This window comes from uncultured Roseovarius sp. (assembly GCF_947259555.1).
Classification (GTDB): Bacteria; Pseudomonadota; Alphaproteobacteria; order Rhodobacterales; family Rhodobacteraceae; genus Roseovarius.
Map to the genome: position 1 here is coordinate 55,606 of NZ_CAMYMD010000106.1, position 21,214 is coordinate 76,819.

Sequence of the window (21,214 nt, forward strand, 5' to 3'; positions counted from 1 at the left end):
GCGCCTCAGAGAAGGTCCGGGGGCGTTGCCTCGCGCGCCAGCGCCTCGGCCATCTCGTCAAGGCCGCGCATGCTGGTCTGTTTTTCGCCCAGACGACGCACCGAAAGGGTGCGCTCCTCAACCTCGCGCATGCCGCAGGCGAGGATCACCGGCACCTTGCCGACCGAGTGCTCGCGCACCTTGTAGTTGATCTTTTCGTTGCGGATGTCGGCCTCGGCGCGGATGCCGAGGGCGGTCAGTCTCTCAACGACTTCGTGCACATAGTCATCCGCCTCCGAGGTGATCGTGGCCACGACCACCTGACGCGGGGCCATCCAGAAGGGCAGGCGGCCCTCCCAGTTCTCGATCAGGATGCCGATGAACCGCTCGAACGAGCCGAGGCAGGCGCGGTGCAGCATATAGGGGCGGTGCTTGTCGCCATCGGCACCGATATAGGTGGCCCCGAGGCGCTCGGGCAGGTTCGGGTCGACCTGGAAGGTGCCGCATTGCCAGACCCGTCCGATCGCGTCGGTCAGGTAGAAATCGAGCTTTGGCCCGTAGAACGCGCCGTCGCCCGGCTCTAGCACATAGTCGCGCCCGACCGCCTTGATCGCCTTTTCCAGCGCCCCCTCGACATGGTCCCAGCTTTCGTCCGAGCCCACCCGCTTTTCGGGTCGCGTGGCAAAACGGATCTCGAAATCCGGAAAGCCCAGCTCGCGATAAACCTCGGCGAGGAAGTCGATGAAGCGCGCGCATTCCTCCTGAATCTGGTCCTCGGTGCAGAAGATATGCGCGTCATCCTGGGTAAACCCGCGCACCCGCATGATTCCGTGCAGCGCGCCCGACGGCTCGAACCGCGCGCAGGAGCCGAATTCCGCCAGCCGCAGCGGCAGGTCGCGATAGCTCTTGAGGCCCTGGTTGAAGACCTGCACGTGGCACGGGCAGTTCATCGGCTTGAGCGCGTTGATCCGGGTCTGGTCACGGTTACGGGCGCTGGCATCGTCGTTCTCGCCGTCGCGGCTTTCATCCACCTCGACCAGGAACATGTGGTGCTGATACTTCTCCCAATGGCCGCTTGCCTCCCAGAGCTTGCGGTCGACCACCTGAGGGGTGTTGATCTCGCGATAGCCGCCGGCGCGCTGCTTGCGACGCATGTAATCCTGCAGCCCGGTGTAGATGGTCCATCCGTTGGGATGCCAGAAAACCTGGCCGGGGGCCTCTTCCTGCATGTGGAAAAGGTCCAGTTCGCGGCCCAGTTTGCGGTGATCGCGGCGTTCGGCCTCTTCAAGGAAGGTAAGGTAATCCTTGAGCTTTTCCTTGGACTGGAATGCCACGCCATAGATGCGTTGCAGCATCGGGCGGCTGCTGTCGCCGCGCCAATAGGCCCCGGCGACGCTCATCAGCTTGAAGGCATCGGCGGGCACCTGACCGGTATGTTGCAGATGCGGGCCACGGCACAGATCCTGCCAGTGCCCGTGCCAGTACATGCGCAGCGGCTCGTCGCCGGGAATGGCCTCGATCAGCTCGATCTTGTAGGGCTCACCGGTGCCGCGATAATGCTCGATGGCGCGGGGACGCTCCCAGATCTCGGTGCGCACCGGATCACGCAGGTTGATGATCTCCTTCATCTTCTTCTCGATGAGGCCGAGATCTTCGGGGGTGAAGGGCGCCTCCCGGTCGAAATCGTAATACCAGCCGTTCTGCACGACGGGGCCGATGGTGACCTTCACCTCGGGCCAGATCTCCTGCACCGCGCGGGCCATGATATGCGCCAGATCATGACGAATGAGTTCGAGCGCCGGGGCCTCGTCCTTCATCGTGTTGATGCTGACCGCCGCGTCCTGCAGAATCGGCCATTGCAGATCCCAGTGCTGGCCGTCGACATGTGCCGAAATGGCCTTTTTCGCCAGTGAGGTCGAAATGCTGGCCGCGACGTCGGCAGGGGTCACGCCTGCGGGGTAGCTGCGCGCATTGCCATCGGGAAAGGTGAGGGAGATATCGGCCATTGCTCTGGCTCCTCGTCGGTTTGGCGCCCACTGAACGCCCGGTTGCGGGTATGTGCCGCCTGTCATGCCCGGTGATATCCACAAGGTCAAGGCTTTGGGCCTGGTCACACAACGCTAAGCGGCCACACAATGCCGCAGTTGCGAAATAAACGGTGGACAGGTCGCTAATGAGGCCCTAAATGCCGTATATCGAACGCGCAACATTGTTGCGCGGTCAATCAAAGCGAGGAACTGTCATGCCCAGCTATAATTCGAGATTTGAATTGACGGTCGACGACATGGACCTGATCGAAAGCGCACTTCAGCGCACACGGGCCGACTTGACGGCACAGCCCGATCAGCTCTTCGAGGAAGGTGTCTCGCGCGATGACAGGTTGCGTCAGGTGCATGACCTTTTGGGCCGGCTACACAACCAAAAGGTCTTTTACAGACCGCGCCGCGCTGCCTATATCGGGGGCTGACCTCGCGCCTTGCCCTCTTTCATCAACGCTCTGATTGCAACAGAGCGCGACGATACCGGTGACCGTGCTGCTGCGCGCCGTCATGTCGGTGCGCTCAGTCTGAGCAAGATCGCGGACGGGCTGCTCGACCCCAAGCTGGTTCTGAGCTGGCTGCTCACATCTTTGGGCGCGCCTGCCTTTTTCACCGGCATGCTTGTGCCGATCCGCGAGGCCGGGGCGTTGCTTCCGCAGCTTGTCCTCGGCGCGTGGCTCACTGGCATGCGGCAGCGTCGTTGGATGTGGGTCGTGGGCAGTGCCGGGCAGGGCGCTGCTGCGGCACTCATCGCGCTGGCCGCCCTATGGACGGAGGGCTGGCTCGCAGGTCTTCTGATCTGTCTCTGCCTTGCTGGCCTCGCCATCGCACGCGCGGCGTCTTCGGTGTCTTACAAGGACATTCTTGGCAAGACCGTTGCGCAGACATGGCGTGGGGGCGTGACCGGGCTCGCTGGGTCATTGTCGGCCGCGGCGATCTTGGTCTTTGCCACCCTGATGATCGTCGGAGTGCTGCGCAACGAGGCAGCGTTGATCGGTGCCGTGGGCCTGGCGGCGGTGTTGTGGGGTCTCGCAGCATTGGTGCTGGCCGGGCTGCGCGAAGAGCACAGCACGCCGGATGAACCACAAAAGGCAGGGCAACGCTATCTGGATATTCTCCGAAATGACGCCAATTTGCGGCGCTTCATCGCGGTGCGGGGGCTCTTGGTGAGCGTGGCGCTGGCACCGCCCTATATGGTGATGCTCACGGCACAAGAGGCGGGCGCACTCGGCGCGCTCGGGGGATTGCTTCTCGCCTCTTCAGCCGCGTCTCTGCTCAGTTCCTATGCTTGGGGTCGGATGGCCGATCGCGACAGTCCACGCGTCCTTGCCCTTGCCGGTGGCCTCTCGGCGCTTGCGATGGGGGCTGCGGTTTGCGCAGCACTTCTGGGGCTGGCCCAGATACCCGGGATCATCCCGTTCATCCTGTTTGTATTGATGCTAGCCTATCATGGGATCCGGCAGGCGCGCTCGGTTTACCTTGTCGATATTTCAGACGAGGCCCGGCGCAGCCAGAATGCGGCGCTCGCCAATACTGTCATAGGTCTGTTGCTGCTGTTGGTAGGCGCGTTTGGTGGTGTTCTGTCGATCATAGGGCCCATTCTGGCATTGACCGGTTTCGCCCTGTTGGCGGGCGTAGGTGGCCTTTTGGCACTGAGCCTGCGCCCGGTCACCTCATAAGCCCTTGATGTGATCGCGATCCTGCGCGTCTGTCTCGCGCAGAGAATCAGGCCTCTGCGACCTCCAAGAACCGCGCGATCTCCGCGTCGGTGATCGACCAGTCGCAGACAAAGCGCGCCAGCAGCCGCTCCTCCGCCGGGCCTTGGTCGAGCGGCCCTTCGTAGAGCGCATAAGCTGCGCCCGCCGATTTCAGTCTCTGATGGGTGGCGCGCGGCAGGCGGGCGAAGATCATGTTGACCTGCGGTTCAAATGTGATCTCGACTTCGGTCAAGTCGCGCAATCCCCGCACCAGTCTTGTCGCCTGCGCATTGGCCGTCTGCGCCGTGGTCAGCCATAGATCATCCGCCAGATAGCCCAGCATCTGTGCCGAGAGATAGCGATGCTTGGAAAACAGATGCGCCGAGCGTTTGCGGCGCAATTCAAACTCCCACGCGTTTTCCGGGTTGAAGAAGATCACCGCCTCGACCCCGAGACAGCCATTCTTGGTGCCGCCCATCGACACCGCGTCGATGCCCGCCTGCCAAGTCATCTCGGAGGGGGTGCAGCCCAAAGCCGCGACCGCATTGGCAAAGCGCGCGCCGTCGAGGTAGCAGGGCAGGCCGTGATCGCGCGCGATTTGGCTTAGCGCGGTGATTTCCGCGCAGCTATAGATGCGCCCGCGCTCGGTCGCCTGTGTCAGCGCCAGCGGCCCGTGCTGCGGGTTGTGGACATCGCCTGCGGGCCAGGCGCTGATCGCGGCCTGCAACTCATCCGGCGTCATCTTGTCGGCCTCGCCCACAAGGCTGAGCTTTGCGCCGCCGGTAAAGAACTCGGGCGCGTTGCACTCATCGGTGTGGATATGCGCAAGCGGCGTGCAGAACACCGTCTGCCACGGCTGCGACAGGGTGGCGAGGGCCAGCGCATTGGCCGCTGTGCCGGTGGCCACCAGATAGACGCTGGCCTGCGGAGCCTCGAAGAGGGTGCGCAGCCGGTCGCGGACGCGGCTCATCAGCGCCTCGTCGCCATAGGACGGCATGTGCCCGGCATTGGCCTCGCTCATCGCCTGCATGACGGCGGGGAGCGCCGGGCCGGAATTGTCGGAGGCGAATTGCATCAGGTGGGCTCCTCTATGATATGCTCTTCCCAGTCATCCTCGGGCACGTCGAACTCGGGCACGGTGCGATGCTGCATCGACACGCCCGCGTCATGCACGCTCTGGGGATCGCCGGAAATCAGCGGATGCCAATCGTATAGCGGCTTGCCCTCGTAGAGCAGCTTATAGGCGCAGGTTTCGGGCAGCCAGTAGGCGTGGCGCTCGATCGTGTGGGGCTTGAGCGAGATGCATTCCGGCACGAATTGCTGGCGGATGGAATACTGCCCGCAGCGGCAGGTGGTGTCATCGAAGAGCCGACAGGCGACGCGGGTCAGCGCCACCTCGCCGGTCTCGTCATCCTCCAGCTTGTTGAGGCAGCATTTGCCACACCCATCGCAGAGCGCCTCCCATTCCTTTTGCGTCATCCGGTCGAGGCGGGTGGTTTCCCAGAAGCGCGGGCGCAATCCGCTGCGGTCGATGGGATCGCTCATAGTGCCGCCAGTATGCTGCGCGCGCGGGCGCAATCGGCATCCATCTGCGCTATGAAGGCGTCGAGACCGTCAAAGGTTTCCTCGGGGCGCAGGTAATCGACCAGCGCGACCGAAAGCGGCGCGTCGTAGAGATCGCCGGAGAAATCAAAAATGAAAGTTTCCAGATTGGGCACCTCGCCGTGGAACATCGGCCGCAGCCCGAGCGAGGCGGCGCCGTAATACTGCCCCTCATGCGGCCCGTCGAGCACATCGACAAGCACCGCATAGACGCCGAATTTCGGTGGGTGCAGCCCTTCGATGGACATGTTCGCGGTCGGATAGCCAAGCGTGCGGCCCCGCTGTTCGCCGCCCACCACCGGCCCGTCGATGCGGTGCCAATGGCCCAGCATGGCGGCAGCGGTGCGCGGGTCGCCGTCCGAGAGCGCGCGGCGGATGGCGGTGGAAGAGACCTGACCGGCCTCGCCTTCGAGCAAATGCGCTATGGTCAGGCCAAAGCCCATCTCCGCGCCGAACGCCTGCAAATCTGCGGCATTGCCCGCGCGCCCCTTGCCAAAGCAGAAATCCGCGCCGACCACGACATGCGCAAGGCCCAGCCCGTCACGGATCACGTTCTGTGCAAAGTCGCGGGGGCTGAGCGAGGCGAGCGCCGCGTTGAAATTGATCTCATAGAGCCGCTCGACGCCGAGTTTTTCCAGCCGATGCGCGCGCGCCTCGCGGCCCATCAGCCGGAACGGGGGCGCATCGGGGGCGAAATATTCGCGTGGATGCGGCTCGAATGTCAGGATGCCGAGGGGCGCGCCTGTCTCTCGGCCCGCCGCGCGCGCTTGATCGATCACCGACAGGTGGCCGATATGGACGCCATCGAAATTGCCGATGGCGACGGAGGCCCCGCGATCGGCCTCGGTGACATAGGTGTAATCCCGGATGATACGCATGGGGCATGGCCTAGCGCCGCGCGGCGGCGTGCGCAAGGGCGATCAGGCGGGACGGCGGGCAAGGGCCGCTGTCAGATAGACCAGCATCAGGAGCAGCGCCGCGCCAGTGACGAAGAGTGCGAGCGCGGCCATCAGCGGGGCCAGCGGCAGGAGCGTCGCAAAGGGCGCGGGCAGGGCACCCGTGGTCAGCGTCCAGCCCAGTGTCACCGTGAACCAGCCGAGGATCATCATTGCCGCCGTGCCAAGCGTCACGCGCAGCCCCGCGCGGCGCACCCGCAGGCCCCGGCGCAGGGTGGTCACGGGCTGCGCAAGGTCGCGCCCGATGGCCAGCAGGGCAGGCACCACCAGCAGCACCAAGAGCATGCCGAAGCCCAGACCGTAAACCAGCGTGATCACTGTGGGTTTGAGGAATTGCGCCTGCGTGGACCGCTCAAAGAGCAGCGGTGCGAGGCCCAGAACGGTGGTCAGCGTCGTCAGCAGAACCGGGCGCAACCGGTCGCAGGTGCCCTCGATGATGGCGGGGATCAGCCCGCGTGACTCGGCGTGCTCATCAATCGAGGTCACCAAAACGATGGAATCGTTGATGATGATCCCGGTCATGCCCAGCAGGCCCACCACGGTGAACATCGACAGTGGCACATCCCATTGCGCATGGCCCCAGATCGTGCCGACAAGGCCGAAGGGGATGATCGCCATCACCACCATGGGCCGGGTCCAACTGGCAAAGACCAGCGACAGCACGAGGTAGATGCCCAGAAGCGTCATGATCAACCCCATGCGGGCGTCGGCCATGAACTCATCCTCTTGTTCACTCAGCCCCGCGAGGCGGTATTCGACCTGATGCGTGGCGGCGATCTCGGGCAGGATCTCGGTCTCCAATGCGCGGCTGATCTCGGCGGCGCGGGCCGGGTCGTCTTCGGAGATGTCGCCGGTCACGTTGATCAGGCGCAGCCCGTTCTCGCGCCGCACGGTGGCAAAGCCGGTGCGCTCGGTCAGGCTGACCACGTCTCCAAGCGGCACGTATTGGCCTGAGGGCGCGCGCAATTGCATGGTATCGAGGAAATCGGCGGTCAACTCGCCCCGTGGCAGCTCGACCCGCACCTCGGCCGAGCGCGGACCGTCGGGATAGGTGGCGGCCTCGATCCCGTTCACCCGGTGGCGCAGGATGCGGCCAAGATCGTCGATGGTAAAGCCCATGGCCGCGCCCTGCGGCGTCAGATCGAGGATCAGTTCGGATTTGTCATAGGCGAGGTTGTCTTCGAGCGCCGAGACCTCCGGGTAGCGCGCGAGCGCGGATTTGAGGGCTTCGGCGGCAGTCTTGAGCTCGTCTGCCGTCGCTCCGTGCAGTTCCACGTCGAGCGCGTCGCCACCGGGGCCCGATCGGCTGCCGCGAAAGCTGAGCGTCTCGGTGAGCGGCAGTTGGGTGACCTTCTCCTGAAGGTCGGCGACAAACGCAAAGCTGGAATAGGGGCGCAGGTCGGGATCAATGAGCTCGATGGAAATGCCGCCCAGAAGATCGGCATCCTTGGTGTCCGCGCCCGACAGACCGCGCCCCGAAGTGCCGCCCGCCTGGGCGATCACATAGCTGAGCGGATTGGCCCCATAGCGCTCCTCATATTCCGCACCAAGCGCCTCGGTCGCGCGTTGCATCTCGCGCATTTGCGCCAGCGTGTCGGCGCGGCTCGCCCCCGGGGCCATGGCGAAATTGCCCGACACGCTGCCGCGTTCCGGGGCGTTGAAAAAGCGCCACGTGACGTCGCCCTGCAAAAAGCTGCCGATCTGCGTGGCCAGCAGCAGCACCGCACCCGCAAGCACCGCGTAGCGCGCCCGGAGCAGCAGGCCCAAAGCCGGGCGAAACCCCCGCTCACGCACCCATCTAAAGCCCCGGTTCACCACCCGGCTGGGCAAGTCGTACCAATGCGCCTTGGCCGAATGCGCGAGCGCGTGGGCCATGTGATTGGGCAGGATCAGAAAGCATTCCACAAGGCTCGCCGCCAGCACGGCAATCACGGTGAAGGGAATGTCATAGATCAGATCCCCGAACCGCCCGCCGATCACCGCGAGGCCGAAAAACGCGATCAGCGTGGTCAGCGTGGCCGAAAAGACCGGCAGCGCCATGCGCCCGGCGGCGCGTTCTGCGGCGACCATCGGCGGCTCGCCATAGCGGCGGTGACGCGCGTCGGCATGTTCGCCCACCACGATGGCGTCATCCACCACGATGCCGAGGGTAATGATGATCGCGAACAGCGAGATCATGTTGAGCGTGAGACCAGCGGCATACATGATCGCCACCGCCGCCAGCATGGCCACCGGAATGCCCGCCGCCACCCAAAAGGCGGTGCGCGCGTTGAGAAAGAGAAAGAGCAGCCCGACCACGAGCGCAAGCCCGGTCAGCGCATTGTCGAGCAGCATGTCGAGACGGCCCGATATGGCCTCGGACCGGGTGCGGATGAGGTCGATCGAGACGCCCTCGGGCAGGGTTTGCAGCATGGTGCCCGCCACCTCGCGCACCTGCGCCTCGATATCGAGCGCATCGCCCTTGGCCGAGCGGGCCACGCTGACCGAGATGGCGGGCCGCTCGCCCACGAAATAGGCCACGTCCCGCGCTGCCCCGGCCACCCGGATATGCGCCACGTCGCCGATGGTGAGGGCGGTGCCGTCGCGCTCCATCCGGAGCGGGATATCGGCGATCTGGTCGGGCGTCCGCTTGGCGGTGCCGGTGCGCACCCGAGTGTTGGCCCCCTCCATGTCGCCTGCCGGATCGGTGGTGATCTCGGCGGCGATGGCACTCGCGATCTCCTGCATCGTGATGCGATGCGCGATCAGGTTGGCGCCGGGCACCTCAACCACGGTTTCAGGCGCGGCGACGCCTTCGATGGTGGTGCGGGTGACGCCCGCATCGAAAAGGCGCGTGACGAATTCGTCGGCAATTCGCGCCAGTTGCTCGGTGCCAACGGGGCCGGTGATGACCACATCCGTGACGCTGTCGCGCCAAGCCCCGCGCCGCACCACCGGCTCTTCGGCCTCGTCGGGCAGGGTGGTGATCTGGTCAAGTGCTGCCTGCACCTCGTCGGCGGCACGGCCCATGTCCCAGTCGGGTTCGAATTCGAGGACCACGGAGGCGCTGTTCTCGCGGCTTGATGCATTCGAGCTTTCGACGCCCTCGACCGCCAGCAGGGCGGGCTCAATCAGTTGCACGATGGCATTGTCCACGTCCTCGGCGCTGGCCCCGTCCCATGTGACCGAGACGGTGACATTGTCGATGATGATGTCGGGAAAGAATTGCGCGCGCATGCGCGGCATTGCCATCAGGCCAAGCGCGATCAGCAGCACCAGAAGCAGGTTGGCCGCCGTGCGGTGCCGGGTGAACCATGAGATGACGCCGGTCATGGGCCTCAGCCCCCCATCCGGCGTTCGAGCCGTTCGACGGTCTGCGCGGGCACCTGCGGGCGCTCCAGTTCCGCCAGCAGGCGGGCGCGCATCGGTTCGGGCATGGCGCGGTCGCCCTCGACATAGGCGCGCAGCCGGGCGCGGCGGTCGGGGCTGAGGTTGAGCGTCGCCCCGGCATTGGCCTCGGGGCTCAGTCGGCGCACCTTGATGCCGGGGCCGAGGACCGGGCTGCGTTCGCTGATCACCTCGCGCCCGGCTAGCCCCGCGCCGCGCACGAGGATGTCGTTGCCCTGACGGCGCAGCAGGGTGACGGGCAGGCTCTCAAGCCGCTCATCCGAGCTAAGCGCCAGTACCGTCCTATCCGGCCCGAGCGCGGTGGCGGGCAGGCGGATCACCGCGTCGAGCGAGGGTTCTTCGACGCTGACGGACACGAAATCGCCGGGCTTCATGGCCGGGGCATCGCTGAGCGTGGCAAAGAGCATGCGGCCGCTTTCGCCTTCGGCGAGGCTCGCGGATTGCCGGGTGATCTGGCCGGTTGCGGTCAGGTCGAGCCCGCCGGTATCCAGCGTCACGGTGACGGGCGCGGGCAGGAGCGTGCCGTCCGGACCCAACAACCGGGCATATTGCGAGGTCGAGACGCGGAACGCCACCTCGAGCGCCGTGCCATCGACCAGCGTGGCCATCTGTTCATTGGCCGTCACCAGCCGCCCCTCGATCACGGTCACATCGCTGAGCGTGCCGGAAAACCCGGCAGTGATGCGGGTTTCCGCCAGCCGCCGCTCGGCCTCGGACAGGGCAAGCTCGGCGCGGGCGGCGGCGGTCTTGGCCTGATCGACGCGGGCCTCGGCCAAGGCCAGCGCCTGACGGCTGGCGAGCACCGCCTGACGCGCCTGCACGACGTTGTATTCGGCGGTTTCCACGGCCGTCAGAGTGCCGACGCCGCGATCCTCCAGATCGCGCTGACGGGCCAGCGCCCGGTCCTGGATGTCGGCCTGATCGCGCCGCGCCGCCAGCTCGTCACGCGCCAAGTCGAGCGCGCGCGCCGCCTCACGCTCCTCGGCGCGGGCATCGTCGAGATCGGTGCGCGCGCGGCTGACGGCGGTCTCGGAGTCGGCAGGGTCGATCCGGGCCAGGAACTGCCCGGTCTGCACCGCGCCGCCCTCGATGAAATCCGGCGAAAGCTCGGTGAGGATGCCGGTCACCTGCGCGCGGATTTCCAGCGTGCGGCGGCTCTCGATCTGGCCAAAGGCGGTGAGGACGGGGGCGATCCGGGCCTCTTCGGCGGTTACCGTGCGCACCGCAAAGACCCGCTCGCGACGTTCGGGTGCGCGCGGCTCCTGCGCCATGCGCTCCTGCACGGCGCTGACCACGATCTGACCGGCATAGGCCAACAGACCCAGGGTCAGTGACAAAAGGAAGAGACCGAAAAGCCCCTGACGCAGAAACCGCATGGCGTGCCACTCTCATAGTACCGGCCCGGCTGGCTGGCGGATGGACTACATTTAACCGCGACAGGCCAAATGCCAAGTCACGGGAGGGTTATACGCGGGGCGCACTCATTTCCGGCGCTGGTGTTCATCGAGCCGTGGCATGATCTCGACAAAGTTGCAGGGGCGGTGGCGGTAGTCGAGTTGAGGGCTGAGGATTTCGTCCCAGGCGTCCTTGCAGGCGCCGGGGCTGCCGGGCAGGGCAAAGAGATAGGTGCCCCCCGCGACGCCGCCGGTGGCGCGGCTCTGGATCGCCGAGGTGCCGATTTTCTGCATCGAGACCATGGTGAAAACCGTGCCGAACGCGTCGATCTCTTTCTCGTAGACATCGCGATGCGCCTCGACCGTGACATCGCGCCCCGTAAGGCCGGTGCCGCCGGTGGAGATCACCACATCCACCTCCGGGCTCGTGACCCATTCACGCAGCTGATCGGCGATCTGATCGCGCTCGTCGCGCACGATCATCCGGTCGGCGAGGATATGGCCCGCGGCCTCAAGCCGCTTGACCAGCGTATCGCCCGAGCGGTCATCGGCCATGTCGCGGGTGTCCGACACGGTAAGAACGGCGATGCGGACGGGGATGAAATCCTTGGTGTCATCAATGCGGGACATGGGGGGTCAGCTCCGGGACATGAGGGCGAGACGGGCGGCGAGCGCCGAGAAGATCGCGGCCGAGGCGTAGCCCAGCCCGCGATTGAAGCGCGCCGAGGTGGCCAGGCGGCGGCCAACACCGCCGGCAAAGACCCCGACCGCACCGTTGATGAAAAACCCGCCCACGGCCAGCACGAGGCCGTAGATCAGGAATTGCGGCAGGATCGCGCGGGCAGGGTCGATGAATTGCGGAACAAAAGCCAGCACGAAGAGGATCACCTTGGGGTTCAGCAGGTTCACCAGCATGCCCTCGCGAAAGGCGCGGGCGGGGCTGAGGCGTGGCGCGTCGGGGCGCATCGGCCCCTGACGCAGCGCGCCCCATGCCAGCCACAGCAAATAGCCCACGCCAAGCCAGCGGATCACGTCGAGCGCCAGCGGCAGGGCGGCGATCACGGCGGCCAGACCCAGCCCCGCCAGCGTGACATGCACGATACCGCCCGCCGAGATGCCCGCGCTCGCGGCGATGGCGGGGCGCGGACCTGCCCGCAGCCCAAGGCCGAGGCAGAACATCATGTCCGCCCCCGGCGTCAGGTTGAGCGCGAGGGCTGCGGGGACAAACGCAAGCAGGGTCAGCGGATCGACGATCATGCCCGCCCCGCAAGCCGCGCCTTGAGCGCCAGAAGATCGGCCCAAGCCTCGCGCTTGGCCGCCGGGTTGCGCAAGAGGTAGGCCGGATGGAACATCGGCAGGGCGGGTTTGCCATAGGCCTCAGACCACTGCCCGCGCAGCCGGGTGATGCCGCGCCGCCCAAGCCCCGCCTCGCAGCTGATATTACCCATCAGGACAACCACGTCGGGGTTGGCCAGCGCCACATGCCGCGCCATGAACGGGCGCATCATCGCGATCTCGTCGGCATTGGGGTCGCGGTTCTGCGGCGGACGCCAGGGCAGGATATTGGAGATATAGAGCGCGGCCTCGGGCGTCTCGGCCCCGCGTGACAGGCCAATGGCGTCGAACATCCGGTCCAGCAACTGCCCGGCACGGCCCACGAAGGGCTTGCCCTGAATGTCCTCGTCGCGGCCCGGTGCCTCGCCGATGATCATCAGCCGCGCGGCGGGGTGGCCGTCGCTGAACACCAGATTGCGCGCGCCGCGCCGCAGATCGCAATGCGGGTAGGCGTCAAGAGCAGCGCGCAGCGCGTCGAGCGTGGGCGCGGCTGCGGCGGCTCTTTCCGCCTCTGCCAGCGGGTCGGCCTTGGCCTGTGGCGCGGGGATCACGGGCGTGGCCGTTGCGGTGTCCGGCTTGGCGGCAGGTTTCGCCAGTTTCTCGGGCAACTCATAGCGATTGACCGGCGCATCGCCGACCGCCTCGGTTGCGCCAAGCTCTATCTGCCAGGCAAGGCTGGCAAGGGCTGTCTCGGAGGTGAGGGGCGATTCCATGCGCGTGAGGCTATCCCGCGCGGACGCTGTGGAAAAGGGCTGATGATCCTTGCGGTGTCAAAGCAGAGGAATTTGCGCATTTCCGGAAAGATGAAGCGGCTGCGGCCGTTAATCCCCGCCTTGCCCCGGGCGGGCCGGGGTCTTAAGAAGGCGGCACACCGGTCGGAGGACAGCATGACATTTCCGCACGCGCATCTCTTGGGGATCGAGCCGCTGTCGCAAGGGGATATCACCGCGATCCTCGATCTTGCCGAGGAGTACGTCACGCTCAACCGCAGCGATGCCAAGCATGCCGACGCGCTGGCGGGCCTGACGCAGATCAACATGTTCTTCGAGAATTCGACTCGCACGCAGGCCAGTTTCGAGCTGGCGGGCAAGCGGCTGGGCGCGGATGTGATGAACATGGCGATGCAGGCCAGCTCCATCAAGAAGGGCGAGACGCTGATCGACACGGCGATGACGCTCAATGCGATGCATCCCGATCTGCTGGTTGTACGGCATCCGCAATCCGGCGCCGTGGATCTCTTGGCCCAAAAGGTGCGTTGCGCGGTGCTGAATGCGGGTGACGGTCGGCACGAGCACCCCACCCAGGCGCTCTTGGATGCGCTGACGATCCGGCGCGCCAAGGGACGGCTGCATCGTCTCAATATCGCGATCTGCGGGGACATCGCGCATAGCCGTGTGGCGCGCTCGAACATCATCCTTCTGGGCAAGATGGAAAACCGCGTGCGCCTGATCGGCCCGCCGACGCTGATGCCCTCGGGGATCGAGGCGTTCGGCGTCGAGGTTTTTGACGATATGCGCGCAGGCCTTGAAGGCGTCGACGTGGTGATGATGTTGCGGCTTCAGCGCGAGCGGATGGATGGGGGGTTCATCCCGTCCGAGCGGGAGTATTACCACCGCTTCGGGCTCGATGCCGAGAAGCTGGCCTATGCCAAAGAGGATGCCATCGTGATGCATCCCGGCCCGATGAACAGGGGCGTCGAAATCGACGGCGAGATTGCCGACGATATCAACCGCTCGGTCATTCAGGATCAGGTTGAAATGGGCGTTGCGGTGCGCATGGCGGCGATGGATCTGCTGGCGCGCAATTTGCGGGCGCGGCGGGCTGCATGAGCCTGCGTCTCGATATTCCGCCGCAGGAGGCGCATGTCGTGCGTGTCTTTGCCGTGATGGAGGACAAGGCTGCACCCCTGCAAGACGCGGCTGTACTGGACAGCCTCGGTGCCGACGGGGATCTGCATAGCGAGGAAATAGAGCTGTTCGATCTCGAGGATTTGCAGGACATGCCGCTCTCGACCTATCTGGCCGAGGGTCATGGAATCCAAGAGAGGCAGCTTCGGGAGATGCGCGGGCAGCTTGACGGGCTTACTGGCCGGGTCCTGATCCTGCCGTCCCGCGCCTTTGGCGGCCGAGCGATGAAAATGCGCGTTGGGGCGGGTTTGCGTCTCGTGGCTCGGCTCGAAGAGGATGTGCCGGCGGTCAGCTTTGATCCGCTGCCCGCAGGTGGGGCGCATGGCACGGTTGCGGGCACGGGCGAACCGGCCGAGGCCCCGCCCGGCATGCGCCGGGCGGCGCTGGCGCTGGTGGTCCTGTTATTGGCTGGACTTGGATTGGCGGCCTTTCTTATGGGGCGCTCATGAGTGAGGGCCTGATCCATTCCATGACCCCAACCACCCCGCTGGCCGAGGGCGAGCGGGTGCTGCACTGCTTTCATCCCGACCGCGCGACCTATTGGCGCGATCATGCCTGGCTCGCGGCGGGGGCGATGGCGCTTGGCATGGCGGTGCTCTGGGCCATCGGCAATCCGCATGCCTGGACCGGCGCGGTCGGCGGGCTGGCCGCGATTGCCGTGCGTGCGGGTTACGTGGCCTCGGACGAGCTCACGGCGCGGTGGGACCTGACCGACCGTCGCCTCCTTGGCCCGCAAACGCGCGCCGTGCGGCTGGCCGAGATCAAGACCGTTCGGGGCTTGGGCAGCGCCGTGCAGGTGGTCACCGCCGCCGGGGACAAGCACCTGATCAAGTATCAGGCCGACCGTGCGGGCGTCGAGGCGCGCATCCGCGCCGCCGCCGGTCTGAAGGAGGGCTGAGCGATGCAGGAACCGAAAGATCCGCGCATGTCCGGCAAGATCGCGATGCTGGCGCTGCTGGTAATCGTGGCGCTCACGGTGGTGATGGTCTGGGTGGCGGGATGAGTGATTTGGGACGGCTCCGGCGCGTCGAGTTGCGCGACATCTGGCAATCGGAGGCGCAGGATTTCACCCCGTGGCTCGCGCGCGAAGATAATCTCGCGCTCTTGGCGGAAACTCTTGGAATTGACCTTGAGTTGGAGGCTGTCGAGCAGAATGTCGGGCCTTTTCGCGCCGATATCTTGTGCAAGGACACGCTTTCGGATCGTTGGGTGCTTGTCGAGAACCAACTTGAGCGCACCGATCACACGCATTTGGGACAGTTGATGACCTATGCTGCGGGGTTGGATGCGGTCACCATCGTCTGGATTGCGGCGCGGGTGGCTGATGAACACCGCGCAGCGATGGATTGGTTGAATGAGATCACTGATACCGAGGTTCGGTTCTTCGCGCTTGAAGTTGAGCTTTGGCGTATAGGAGACAGCCCTGCCGCGCCAAAGTTCAACGTGGTGAGCAAACCGAATGATTGGTCGCGGAGTACATCGGCGGCAAAGAAGGCGGTGGAGGATGGAGACCTTTCACCCACGAGGCAGATGCAGCGCGAGTACTGGACCGGCGTACAGGAAGAGATCGCGAAAGATACTGGGCAGTTACGTCCGGTCTCGCCGAACGCAGCATCTTGGGTGGGCCACGGTATCGGAAAGACAGGGGTGTCTCTCAATATGTCTTTGAATACACGGGACAATTGGGCAAGGGTTGAAATCTATTTATCCGGCAGGACCGCTAAGTTGTATTTCGACGCTCTGAAAGCGAATCGAGAGGCGATCGAGCAAGCGTATGGCGGAGCGCTGGACTGGCAACGCTTGCCGGATAAAACGGACGCGCGCATATGCGAGACCATCTACGTCAACGTAAGCGACAGGAGCGACTGGTTACGTCAACACAAGTGGCTCGCTAGCCATGCGCAGAAATTCTACGATGTATTTCGGCCGTTTGTTCGCGAACTCCGGCATTCCACTGTTGGGGATAAGAGCTTATGACCACAAACCTTTTCACCAATGCCCGCCTGATCGATCCCGAGGCGGGGACGGATGCGCCGGGCTGGCTCTTGACCCAAAAGGGCGTGATCGCCGCGCGCGGGAGCGGGGACGAGGTGCCGCAGGCTGACACCGTGATCGACTGCGGCGGGCAGTGTCTCGCGCCCGGCATTGTCGATATCGGGGTCAAGGTCTGCGAGCCGGGTGAGCGGCACAAGGAAAGCTATCGCTCCGCCGGTCTCGCGGCGGCGGCGGGGGGCGTCACCACCATGGCCACACGGCCCGACACGCTGCCTGCCATCGACACGCCCGAGGTGCTGGAATTCGTGGAGCGCCGCGCCAATGAGGCGGCCCCGGTGAACGTGCTGCCGATGGCCGCGCTGACCAAGGGGCGCGAGGGGCGCGAGATGGTCGAGATCGGCTTTCTGATGGATGCCGGTGCCGTGGCCTTTACCGATTGCGACCATGTGGTGCGCGACACCAAGGTGCTGAGCCGCGCGCTGAGCTATGCGCGCAGCCTCGGTGCATTGGTGATCGGGCACCCGCAGGAGCCGGGGCTGAGCGCGGGGGCGTCGGCGACCTCCGGCAAATTCGCCAGTCTGCGCGGCCTGCCTGCGGTATCGCCCATGGCCGAGCGGATGGGCCTTGACCGGGACATCGCGCTCCTGGAGATGACCGGCGCGCGCTACCATGCCGATCAGATCACCACGGCGCGCGCGCTGCCCGCCCTGCAACGGGCCAAGCGCAACGGGCTGGATATCACGGCCGGCACCTCGATCCATCACCTGACGCTCAATGAGCTGGATGTGTCGGACTACCGCACCTTCTTCAAGGTCAAGCCGCCGCTGCGCTCCGAAGAGGACCGGCAGGAGGTGATAGAGGCGCTGCGCGAGGGGCTGATTGATATCATTTCCTCGATGCACACCCCGCAGGACGAAGAAAGCAAGCGCCTGCCCTTCGAGGCGGCGGCGAGCGGGGCGGTGGCACTGGAGACGCTGTTGCCGGCAGCACTCCGGCTTTATCATGCAGAGGCGCTCGATCTGCCGACGCTGTGGCGGGCGATGTCGCTCAACCCTGCCAAGCGGCTGGGGCTTGACTGTGGCAGGCTGAGCAAGGGCGCGCCCGCAGATCTGGTGCTGTTCGATCCCGGCAAGCCCTTCGTGCTGGACCGGTTCGCGCTGAAGTCGAAATCCAAGAACACCCCCTTTGACGGGGCGCGGCTACAGGGTAGGGTCACCGCGACCTATGTGGCCGGAACCCGCGTATACGAGGCTGAATAATGCCCCTGATTGAAAGCAGTTTTGGCGTTCTCCTGCTCTGGGCCGTGATCGGTTACGGTCTTGGGGCGATCCCGTTTGGCATGGTGCTGGCGCGTGTCATGGGGCTGGGCAACCTGCGCGAGATCGGCTCGGGCAATATCGGGGCGACGAATGTCCTGCGCACAGGCAACAAGGCCGCCGCCGCGCTGACGCTCCTGCTCGATGGTGGCAAGGGGGCGGTGGCGGTGCTTCTGGCGCGCGCCTTTGTGGGCGAGGATGCGGCGCAAGTGGCTGCACTCGGGGCATTCCTCGGGCATTGCTATCCGGTGTGGCTTGGCTTTCGCGGAGGCAAGGGCGTCGCGACGTTTCTTGGCATCCTGTTGGCGCTTGCGTGGCCTGTGGGGATCGCGTCATGTATCACATGGCTTGCCACGGCCTGGCTTACCCGGATCTCATCCAAGGCGGCCATTGTTGCTGCGGCGCTTTCGACAGGCTGGATGCTGGTGTTTGGTTATGGTTCGGCGATGGTGCTGGGGTTTGTCCTGACGCTTGTGTTGTTCTGGCGTCACCGCAGCAATATCGTCCGCATAAAGGCCGGCACCGAGCCGCGCATCGGACAAAAGGACTGAGCCGGGCCTCAGTCCCACGCCCCAGCCTCGGCCACATCTTCCACACGTGCACGTTCGGCGTCGCTTTCATAGCTGGCCCAAGGCCGGTCGGTGCCGGTCGGCGGCAGGTCAGTGGGCTTGTGCAGCAGGTGCAGATGCGTCTTGGCGATGAAATGCCCGGTGATCGGTGCCGTCAGGAACAAGAACAGCGTGATCATCAATTCGTGGAACGAGAAATTCCCCACGACGAAGTAGAAATAGAGCATCGAGGCAATCAGCGCGCCACCGACCCCGAGCGTCGTCGCCTTGGTCGGCGCATGCAGGCGCATCATCGGGTCGGGCAGCTTGATCAGGCCGAACGAGCCCACCAGCCCGAATATGCCGCTGATCACCAGACAGGCGGAAATGAGGATGTCGATAAGCATGATCTTTCCCCTTATTCGATGATGTCGCCGCGCAGCAAAAAGCGCGTATAGGAGACGGTGGAGATAAAGCCGGTCATGGCGATGATCATCGAGGCCTCGAAATAGACCGTCGTGCCCTTGTGGATGCCGAATAGCGCCAGCAGGGCGATGGCATTCACCACCATCGTGTCGAGCGCAAGGATACGGTCGCCCACGGCGGGCGCGCTGATCACCCGGTAGATGTTCATCAAAAGGCCGAGGCCGAAACAGGCGAAGGCGAAATAGAGCGCATACTCGATCATTCGAAAATCTCCTTCAGCCGGGCCTCGTAGCGCGCCTTGATCTCGTCGCGCACGGCGTCCGGATCAGGCGCGTCGAGGCAATGCACCAGCAGGCTGCGCCCGTCGGCGGCGACATCGCTCGATACCGTGCCCGGGGTCATGGTGATGGTGCCCGCAAGCACGGTGATCGCCTCGGGGGTGCGCAACTCGAGCGGGATGGAAATCCAGGCGGGATGCGTGTTGGCATTGGTTTTGAACAGGATCACATAGGCCACCTGCACATTGGCCACGCAGATATCCCAGAGCACAACCAGCACGTATTCCACGATACGCGGCGCGCTGCGCAGCTTGGGCCGGTTGGGCCAGTAGGGCGAGGTGATGACCGGGATGATCAGGGCCAGAATTGTGCCGAGCAGCAGGTTGCCAAGGGTCAGCTTGTTGACCAGCATCTGCCAGACCACGATCAGCGTGAGCGTGAGGAAGGGATGGGGCAGCAGTTTGCGGAGCATCGTCTTGTCCCTCCTCAGTTGGTGCCAAGCACGGCGGCGATATAGCCATCCGGTGCGTGCAGTTGCGTGGCCGTGGCCTCGATATAGCCCATCATCGGCCCGGCGAAGACCGAGAGCGCGATGACCGCCCCCAGCATCGCGCAGACCGCCACAATCGGCAATGCGGGCTGCGGGGCGGGGGCCTCTTGCGGGGTGTCATCTGTCGCCGGCGCGAGTTTCCAGAACACCATGCTGCCAGCCTGCGCAAATCCCAGCACCGCGACGAGCGAGGTGGCGAGGATCACCGACCAGATCAGCCAGACCTCTTGCATCTCGCTCACCGCATCGAGCACCAGCAGCTTGCCGATGAAGCCCGAGAGCGGCGGCATGCCCGCCGATGCAATCGCCGCGCCGAAGAACAGCGCCGCGATCAGCCCGTGCTGCGCCATGCGCGGGCCGGGTTGTATCGCGCCGCCCATATCCCCGCGCCGTTCGCGCACCAGATCGACCACGAGAAACAGAAGCGCCGCCGCGAAGGTGGAATGGAGCATGTAATAGATCGCCGCCGCCGTGGTCTCGGGGCGGAAACCGGCGATGGCGATCAGCAGCGTCCCCATCGAACCGATGGAGGCAAAGGCCGCGAGCCGCCCGAGGCGCTTGGCCCCGAGAATGCCGATCATACCCGCAGCGATGGTGATGAGGGCCGCGTAGATCATCATCTGGTCGATGAGATCGGCCGTGGCCCCCAGGTCGGGGCCGAAGACCAGCGTGTACATGCGCAGGATCGCATAGGCGCCGACCTTGGTCATGATGGCGAAGAGTGCGGCCACCGGGGCGGGCGCCTCGGCATAGGTTTCGGGCAGCCAGAAATGCAGCGGCAGGAGGGCGGCCTTGATGGCGAAGACCAGGAACAGCAGCATCGCGCCAACGCGCAAAAGCGCGCTGTCCTCGACCGGGATTTCCGCCGCACGCACCGCCAGATCGGCCATGTTGAGCGTGCCGGTCACCGCGTAAAGCGTGCCGAGGGCAAACAGGAAGAGGGTAGAGCCCAGCAGGTTGTAGATGACATATTGCACCCCCGCCTTGAGCCGGCGTGCCCCGCCTGCATGGATCATGAGCCCGTAGGAGGCGATCAGCAGCACCTCGAAGAACACGAAGAGGTTGAAGGCGTCGCCTGTGAGGAACGCGCCGAAGATGCCCATCAACTGGAACTGAAACAGCGGATGGAAATTGTTGCCGCGCTGATCCCAGCCCGAGCCGATGGCATAGAGCAGCACCAGCCCCGCGAGCACCGCCGTCAGCAGCACCATCAGCGCCGACAGCCGATCCAGCACCAGAACGATGCCGAACGGCGCGGGCCAGTTGCCCAGTTCATAGACTTCAATTGCGCCGCTTGCGGCATGCAGCGTCAGGCCAAGCGCCACCGCCAGCACCGCCACCACGCCCGCCAGCGAGAACACCCGCTGCAAGAGCGGATGGTGCCGCATGGTCAGGGTCAGCACCGCCGCGAGCACCGCCGGAAGAAGAACAGGGGCGATAATCCAGTGGTTCATGCCTCTTTCTCCTGCTCGGGTGCGGTGCCGTCATCCATGTTCACACTGTCCTCGCGGCCCGAGAGATAGGCCCCGAGCGCGAGCATCACCACCACCGCCGTCATCCCGAAGGAGATCACGATGGCGGTGAGCACCAATGCCTGCGGCAGCGGGTCGGTATAGGTCTCGACCCCCTTGCGCAGCACCGGGGGCAGGTTGATGGCCAGGCGCCCCGCGCCGAAGAGAAAGAGGTTGACCGCATAGGTCAGCAGCGAAATCCCGATGATCACCGGAAAGCTGCGCAGGCGCAGCACGAGATAGATCCCGGCGGCGGTGAGAAGCCCGATGGCTGTCGCGAACAGAAGTTCCATA

Annotated in this window: 22 protein-coding genes; 8 read left to right on the forward strand and 14 right to left on the reverse strand. The window is 65.1% G+C overall.

Annotation, left to right across the window (positions count from 1 at the left end):
• Positions 1–5 precede the first annotated feature (5 nt).
• Complete coding sequence (gene thrS / locus Q0X85_RS18875; protein WP_297774609.1) at positions 6–1,985, reverse strand: threonine--tRNA ligase; 1,980 nt, start codon at positions 1,983–1,985, stop codon at positions 6–8.
• A 236-nt stretch (positions 1,986–2,221) separates the two neighbouring features.
• Here thrS and Q0X85_RS18880 point away from each other — a divergent pair, with 236 nt between their 5' ends.
• A complete protein-coding gene (locus tag Q0X85_RS18880) occupies positions 2,222–2,446 on the forward strand; it encodes a hypothetical protein (protein WP_297774611.1) in 225 nt (74 codons plus the stop codon).
• 9 nt (positions 2,447–2,455) lie between these two features.
• The gene (locus tag Q0X85_RS18885; protein WP_297774612.1) at positions 2,456–3,697 is read left to right on the forward strand and encodes an MFS transporter; all 1,242 of its coding nucleotides are present in this window, start codon (positions 2,456–2,458) and stop codon (positions 3,695–3,697) included.
• A 46-nt stretch (positions 3,698–3,743) separates the two neighbouring features.
• Here Q0X85_RS18885 and Q0X85_RS18890 read toward each other — a convergent pair whose 3' ends face one another.
• The 8 genes from Q0X85_RS18890 to Q0X85_RS18925 form a co-directional block, all read right to left on the reverse strand.
• A complete protein-coding gene (locus tag Q0X85_RS18890) occupies positions 3,744–4,790 on the reverse strand; it encodes a beta-eliminating lyase-related protein (protein ID WP_297774614.1) in 1,047 nt (348 codons plus the stop codon).
• A complete protein-coding gene (locus Q0X85_RS18895) occupies positions 4,790–5,260 on the reverse strand; it encodes a YcgN family cysteine cluster protein (RefSeq protein WP_297774616.1) in 471 nt (156 codons plus the stop codon). Before Q0X85_RS18895 ends, Q0X85_RS18890 begins: the two co-directional genes overlap by 1 nt.
• A complete protein-coding gene (locus Q0X85_RS18900) occupies positions 5,257–6,195 on the reverse strand; it encodes a bifunctional riboflavin kinase/FAD synthetase (protein ID WP_297774617.1) in 939 nt (312 codons plus the stop codon). Before Q0X85_RS18900 ends, Q0X85_RS18895 begins: the two co-directional genes overlap by 4 nt.
• Positions 6,196–6,237: 42 nt before the next feature.
• Positions 6,238–9,585 carry an efflux RND transporter permease subunit gene (locus Q0X85_RS18905; protein ID WP_297774618.1) on the reverse strand — a complete coding sequence of 1,116 codons (3,348 nt, stop codon included), beginning with the start codon at positions 9,583–9,585 and terminating at the stop codon, positions 6,238–6,240.
• A 5-nt stretch (positions 9,586–9,590) separates the two neighbouring features.
• On the reverse strand, positions 9,591–11,036 hold the full coding sequence (locus Q0X85_RS18910; protein ID WP_297774619.1) for an HlyD family efflux transporter periplasmic adaptor subunit: 1,446 nt from the start codon (positions 11,034–11,036) through the stop codon (positions 9,591–9,593).
• A 105-nt stretch (positions 11,037–11,141) separates the two neighbouring features.
• Positions 11,142–11,684 (reverse strand): molybdenum cofactor biosynthesis protein B, encoded by a 543-nt coding sequence (gene moaB, locus Q0X85_RS18915; protein ID WP_297774620.1) that lies wholly within the window; start codon positions 11,682–11,684, stop codon positions 11,142–11,144.
• A 6-nt stretch (positions 11,685–11,690) separates the two neighbouring features.
• Complete coding sequence (locus Q0X85_RS18920; RefSeq protein WP_297774621.1) at positions 11,691–12,311, reverse strand: LysE family translocator; 621 nt, start codon at positions 12,309–12,311, stop codon at positions 11,691–11,693.
• Complete coding sequence (locus Q0X85_RS18925; RefSeq protein WP_297774622.1) at positions 12,308–13,102, reverse strand: uracil-DNA glycosylase; 795 nt, start codon at positions 13,100–13,102, stop codon at positions 12,308–12,310. The genes Q0X85_RS18920 and Q0X85_RS18925 overlap by 4 nt, the downstream gene beginning before the upstream one ends.
• Positions 13,103–13,276: 174 nt before the next feature.
• Here Q0X85_RS18925 and Q0X85_RS18930 point away from each other — a divergent pair, with 174 nt between their 5' ends.
• The 6 genes from Q0X85_RS18930 (at position 13,277) to plsY (ending at position 18,158) form a co-directional block, all read left to right on the forward strand.
• Positions 13,277–14,218, forward strand: a complete 942-nt coding sequence (locus Q0X85_RS18930) for an aspartate carbamoyltransferase catalytic subunit (RefSeq protein WP_297774623.1) — start codon at positions 13,277–13,279, stop codon at positions 14,216–14,218.
• Entirely contained in the window at positions 14,215–14,745 is a 531-nt protein-coding gene (locus Q0X85_RS18935) for a hypothetical protein (RefSeq protein WP_297774625.1), read from the forward strand. The genes Q0X85_RS18930 and Q0X85_RS18935 overlap by 4 nt, the downstream gene beginning before the upstream one ends.
• Complete coding sequence (locus tag Q0X85_RS18940; RefSeq protein WP_297774626.1) at positions 14,742–15,194, forward strand: hypothetical protein; 453 nt, start codon at positions 14,742–14,744, stop codon at positions 15,192–15,194. The genes Q0X85_RS18935 and Q0X85_RS18940 overlap by 4 nt, the downstream gene beginning before the upstream one ends.
• 101 nt (positions 15,195–15,295) lie before the next feature.
• Positions 15,296–16,273, forward strand: coding sequence for a DUF4268 domain-containing protein (locus tag Q0X85_RS18945; protein WP_297774628.1), 978 nt, complete (start codon positions 15,296–15,298; stop codon positions 16,271–16,273).
• Positions 16,270–17,550, forward strand: coding sequence for a dihydroorotase (gene pyrC / locus Q0X85_RS18950; RefSeq protein WP_297774629.1), 1,281 nt, complete (start codon positions 16,270–16,272; stop codon positions 17,548–17,550). The genes Q0X85_RS18945 and pyrC overlap by 4 nt, the downstream gene beginning before the upstream one ends.
• The gene (gene plsY, locus Q0X85_RS18955; protein ID WP_297774630.1) at positions 17,550–18,158 is read left to right on the forward strand and encodes a glycerol-3-phosphate 1-O-acyltransferase PlsY; all 609 of its coding nucleotides are present in this window, start codon (positions 17,550–17,552) and stop codon (positions 18,156–18,158) included. The genes pyrC and plsY overlap by 1 nt, the downstream gene beginning before the upstream one ends.
• A gap of 8 nt (positions 18,159–18,166) precedes the next feature.
• Here plsY and Q0X85_RS18960 read toward each other — a convergent pair whose 3' ends face one another.
• Genes Q0X85_RS18960 through Q0X85_RS18980 form a run of 5 tightly spaced genes read right to left on the reverse strand, consistent with a single transcriptional unit; the run spans position 18,167 to position 21,213 of the window.
• Positions 18,167–18,562, reverse strand: a complete 396-nt coding sequence (locus tag Q0X85_RS18960; RefSeq protein WP_297774631.1) for a Na+/H+ antiporter subunit G — start codon at positions 18,560–18,562, stop codon at positions 18,167–18,169.
• A gap of 11 nt (positions 18,563–18,573) precedes the next feature.
• On the reverse strand, positions 18,574–18,843 hold the full coding sequence (locus tag Q0X85_RS18965; RefSeq protein ID WP_297774633.1) for a K+/H+ antiporter subunit F: 270 nt from the start codon (positions 18,841–18,843) through the stop codon (positions 18,574–18,576).
• The gene (locus Q0X85_RS18970; RefSeq protein WP_297774635.1) at positions 18,840–19,331 is read right to left on the reverse strand and encodes a Na+/H+ antiporter subunit E; all 492 of its coding nucleotides are present in this window, start codon (positions 19,329–19,331) and stop codon (positions 18,840–18,842) included. Before Q0X85_RS18970 ends, Q0X85_RS18965 begins: the two co-directional genes overlap by 4 nt.
• A gap of 14 nt (positions 19,332–19,345) precedes the next feature.
• Positions 19,346–20,863: a monovalent cation/H+ antiporter subunit D gene (locus Q0X85_RS18975; RefSeq protein WP_297774636.1), complete on the reverse strand. Its 1,518-nt coding sequence runs from the start codon at positions 20,861–20,863 to the stop codon at positions 19,346–19,348.
• Positions 20,860–21,213 (reverse strand): Na+/H+ antiporter subunit C, encoded by a 354-nt coding sequence (locus tag Q0X85_RS18980; protein WP_297774637.1) that lies wholly within the window; start codon positions 21,211–21,213, stop codon positions 20,860–20,862. Before Q0X85_RS18980 ends, Q0X85_RS18975 begins: the two co-directional genes overlap by 4 nt.
• Position 21,214 lies beyond the last annotated feature (1 nt).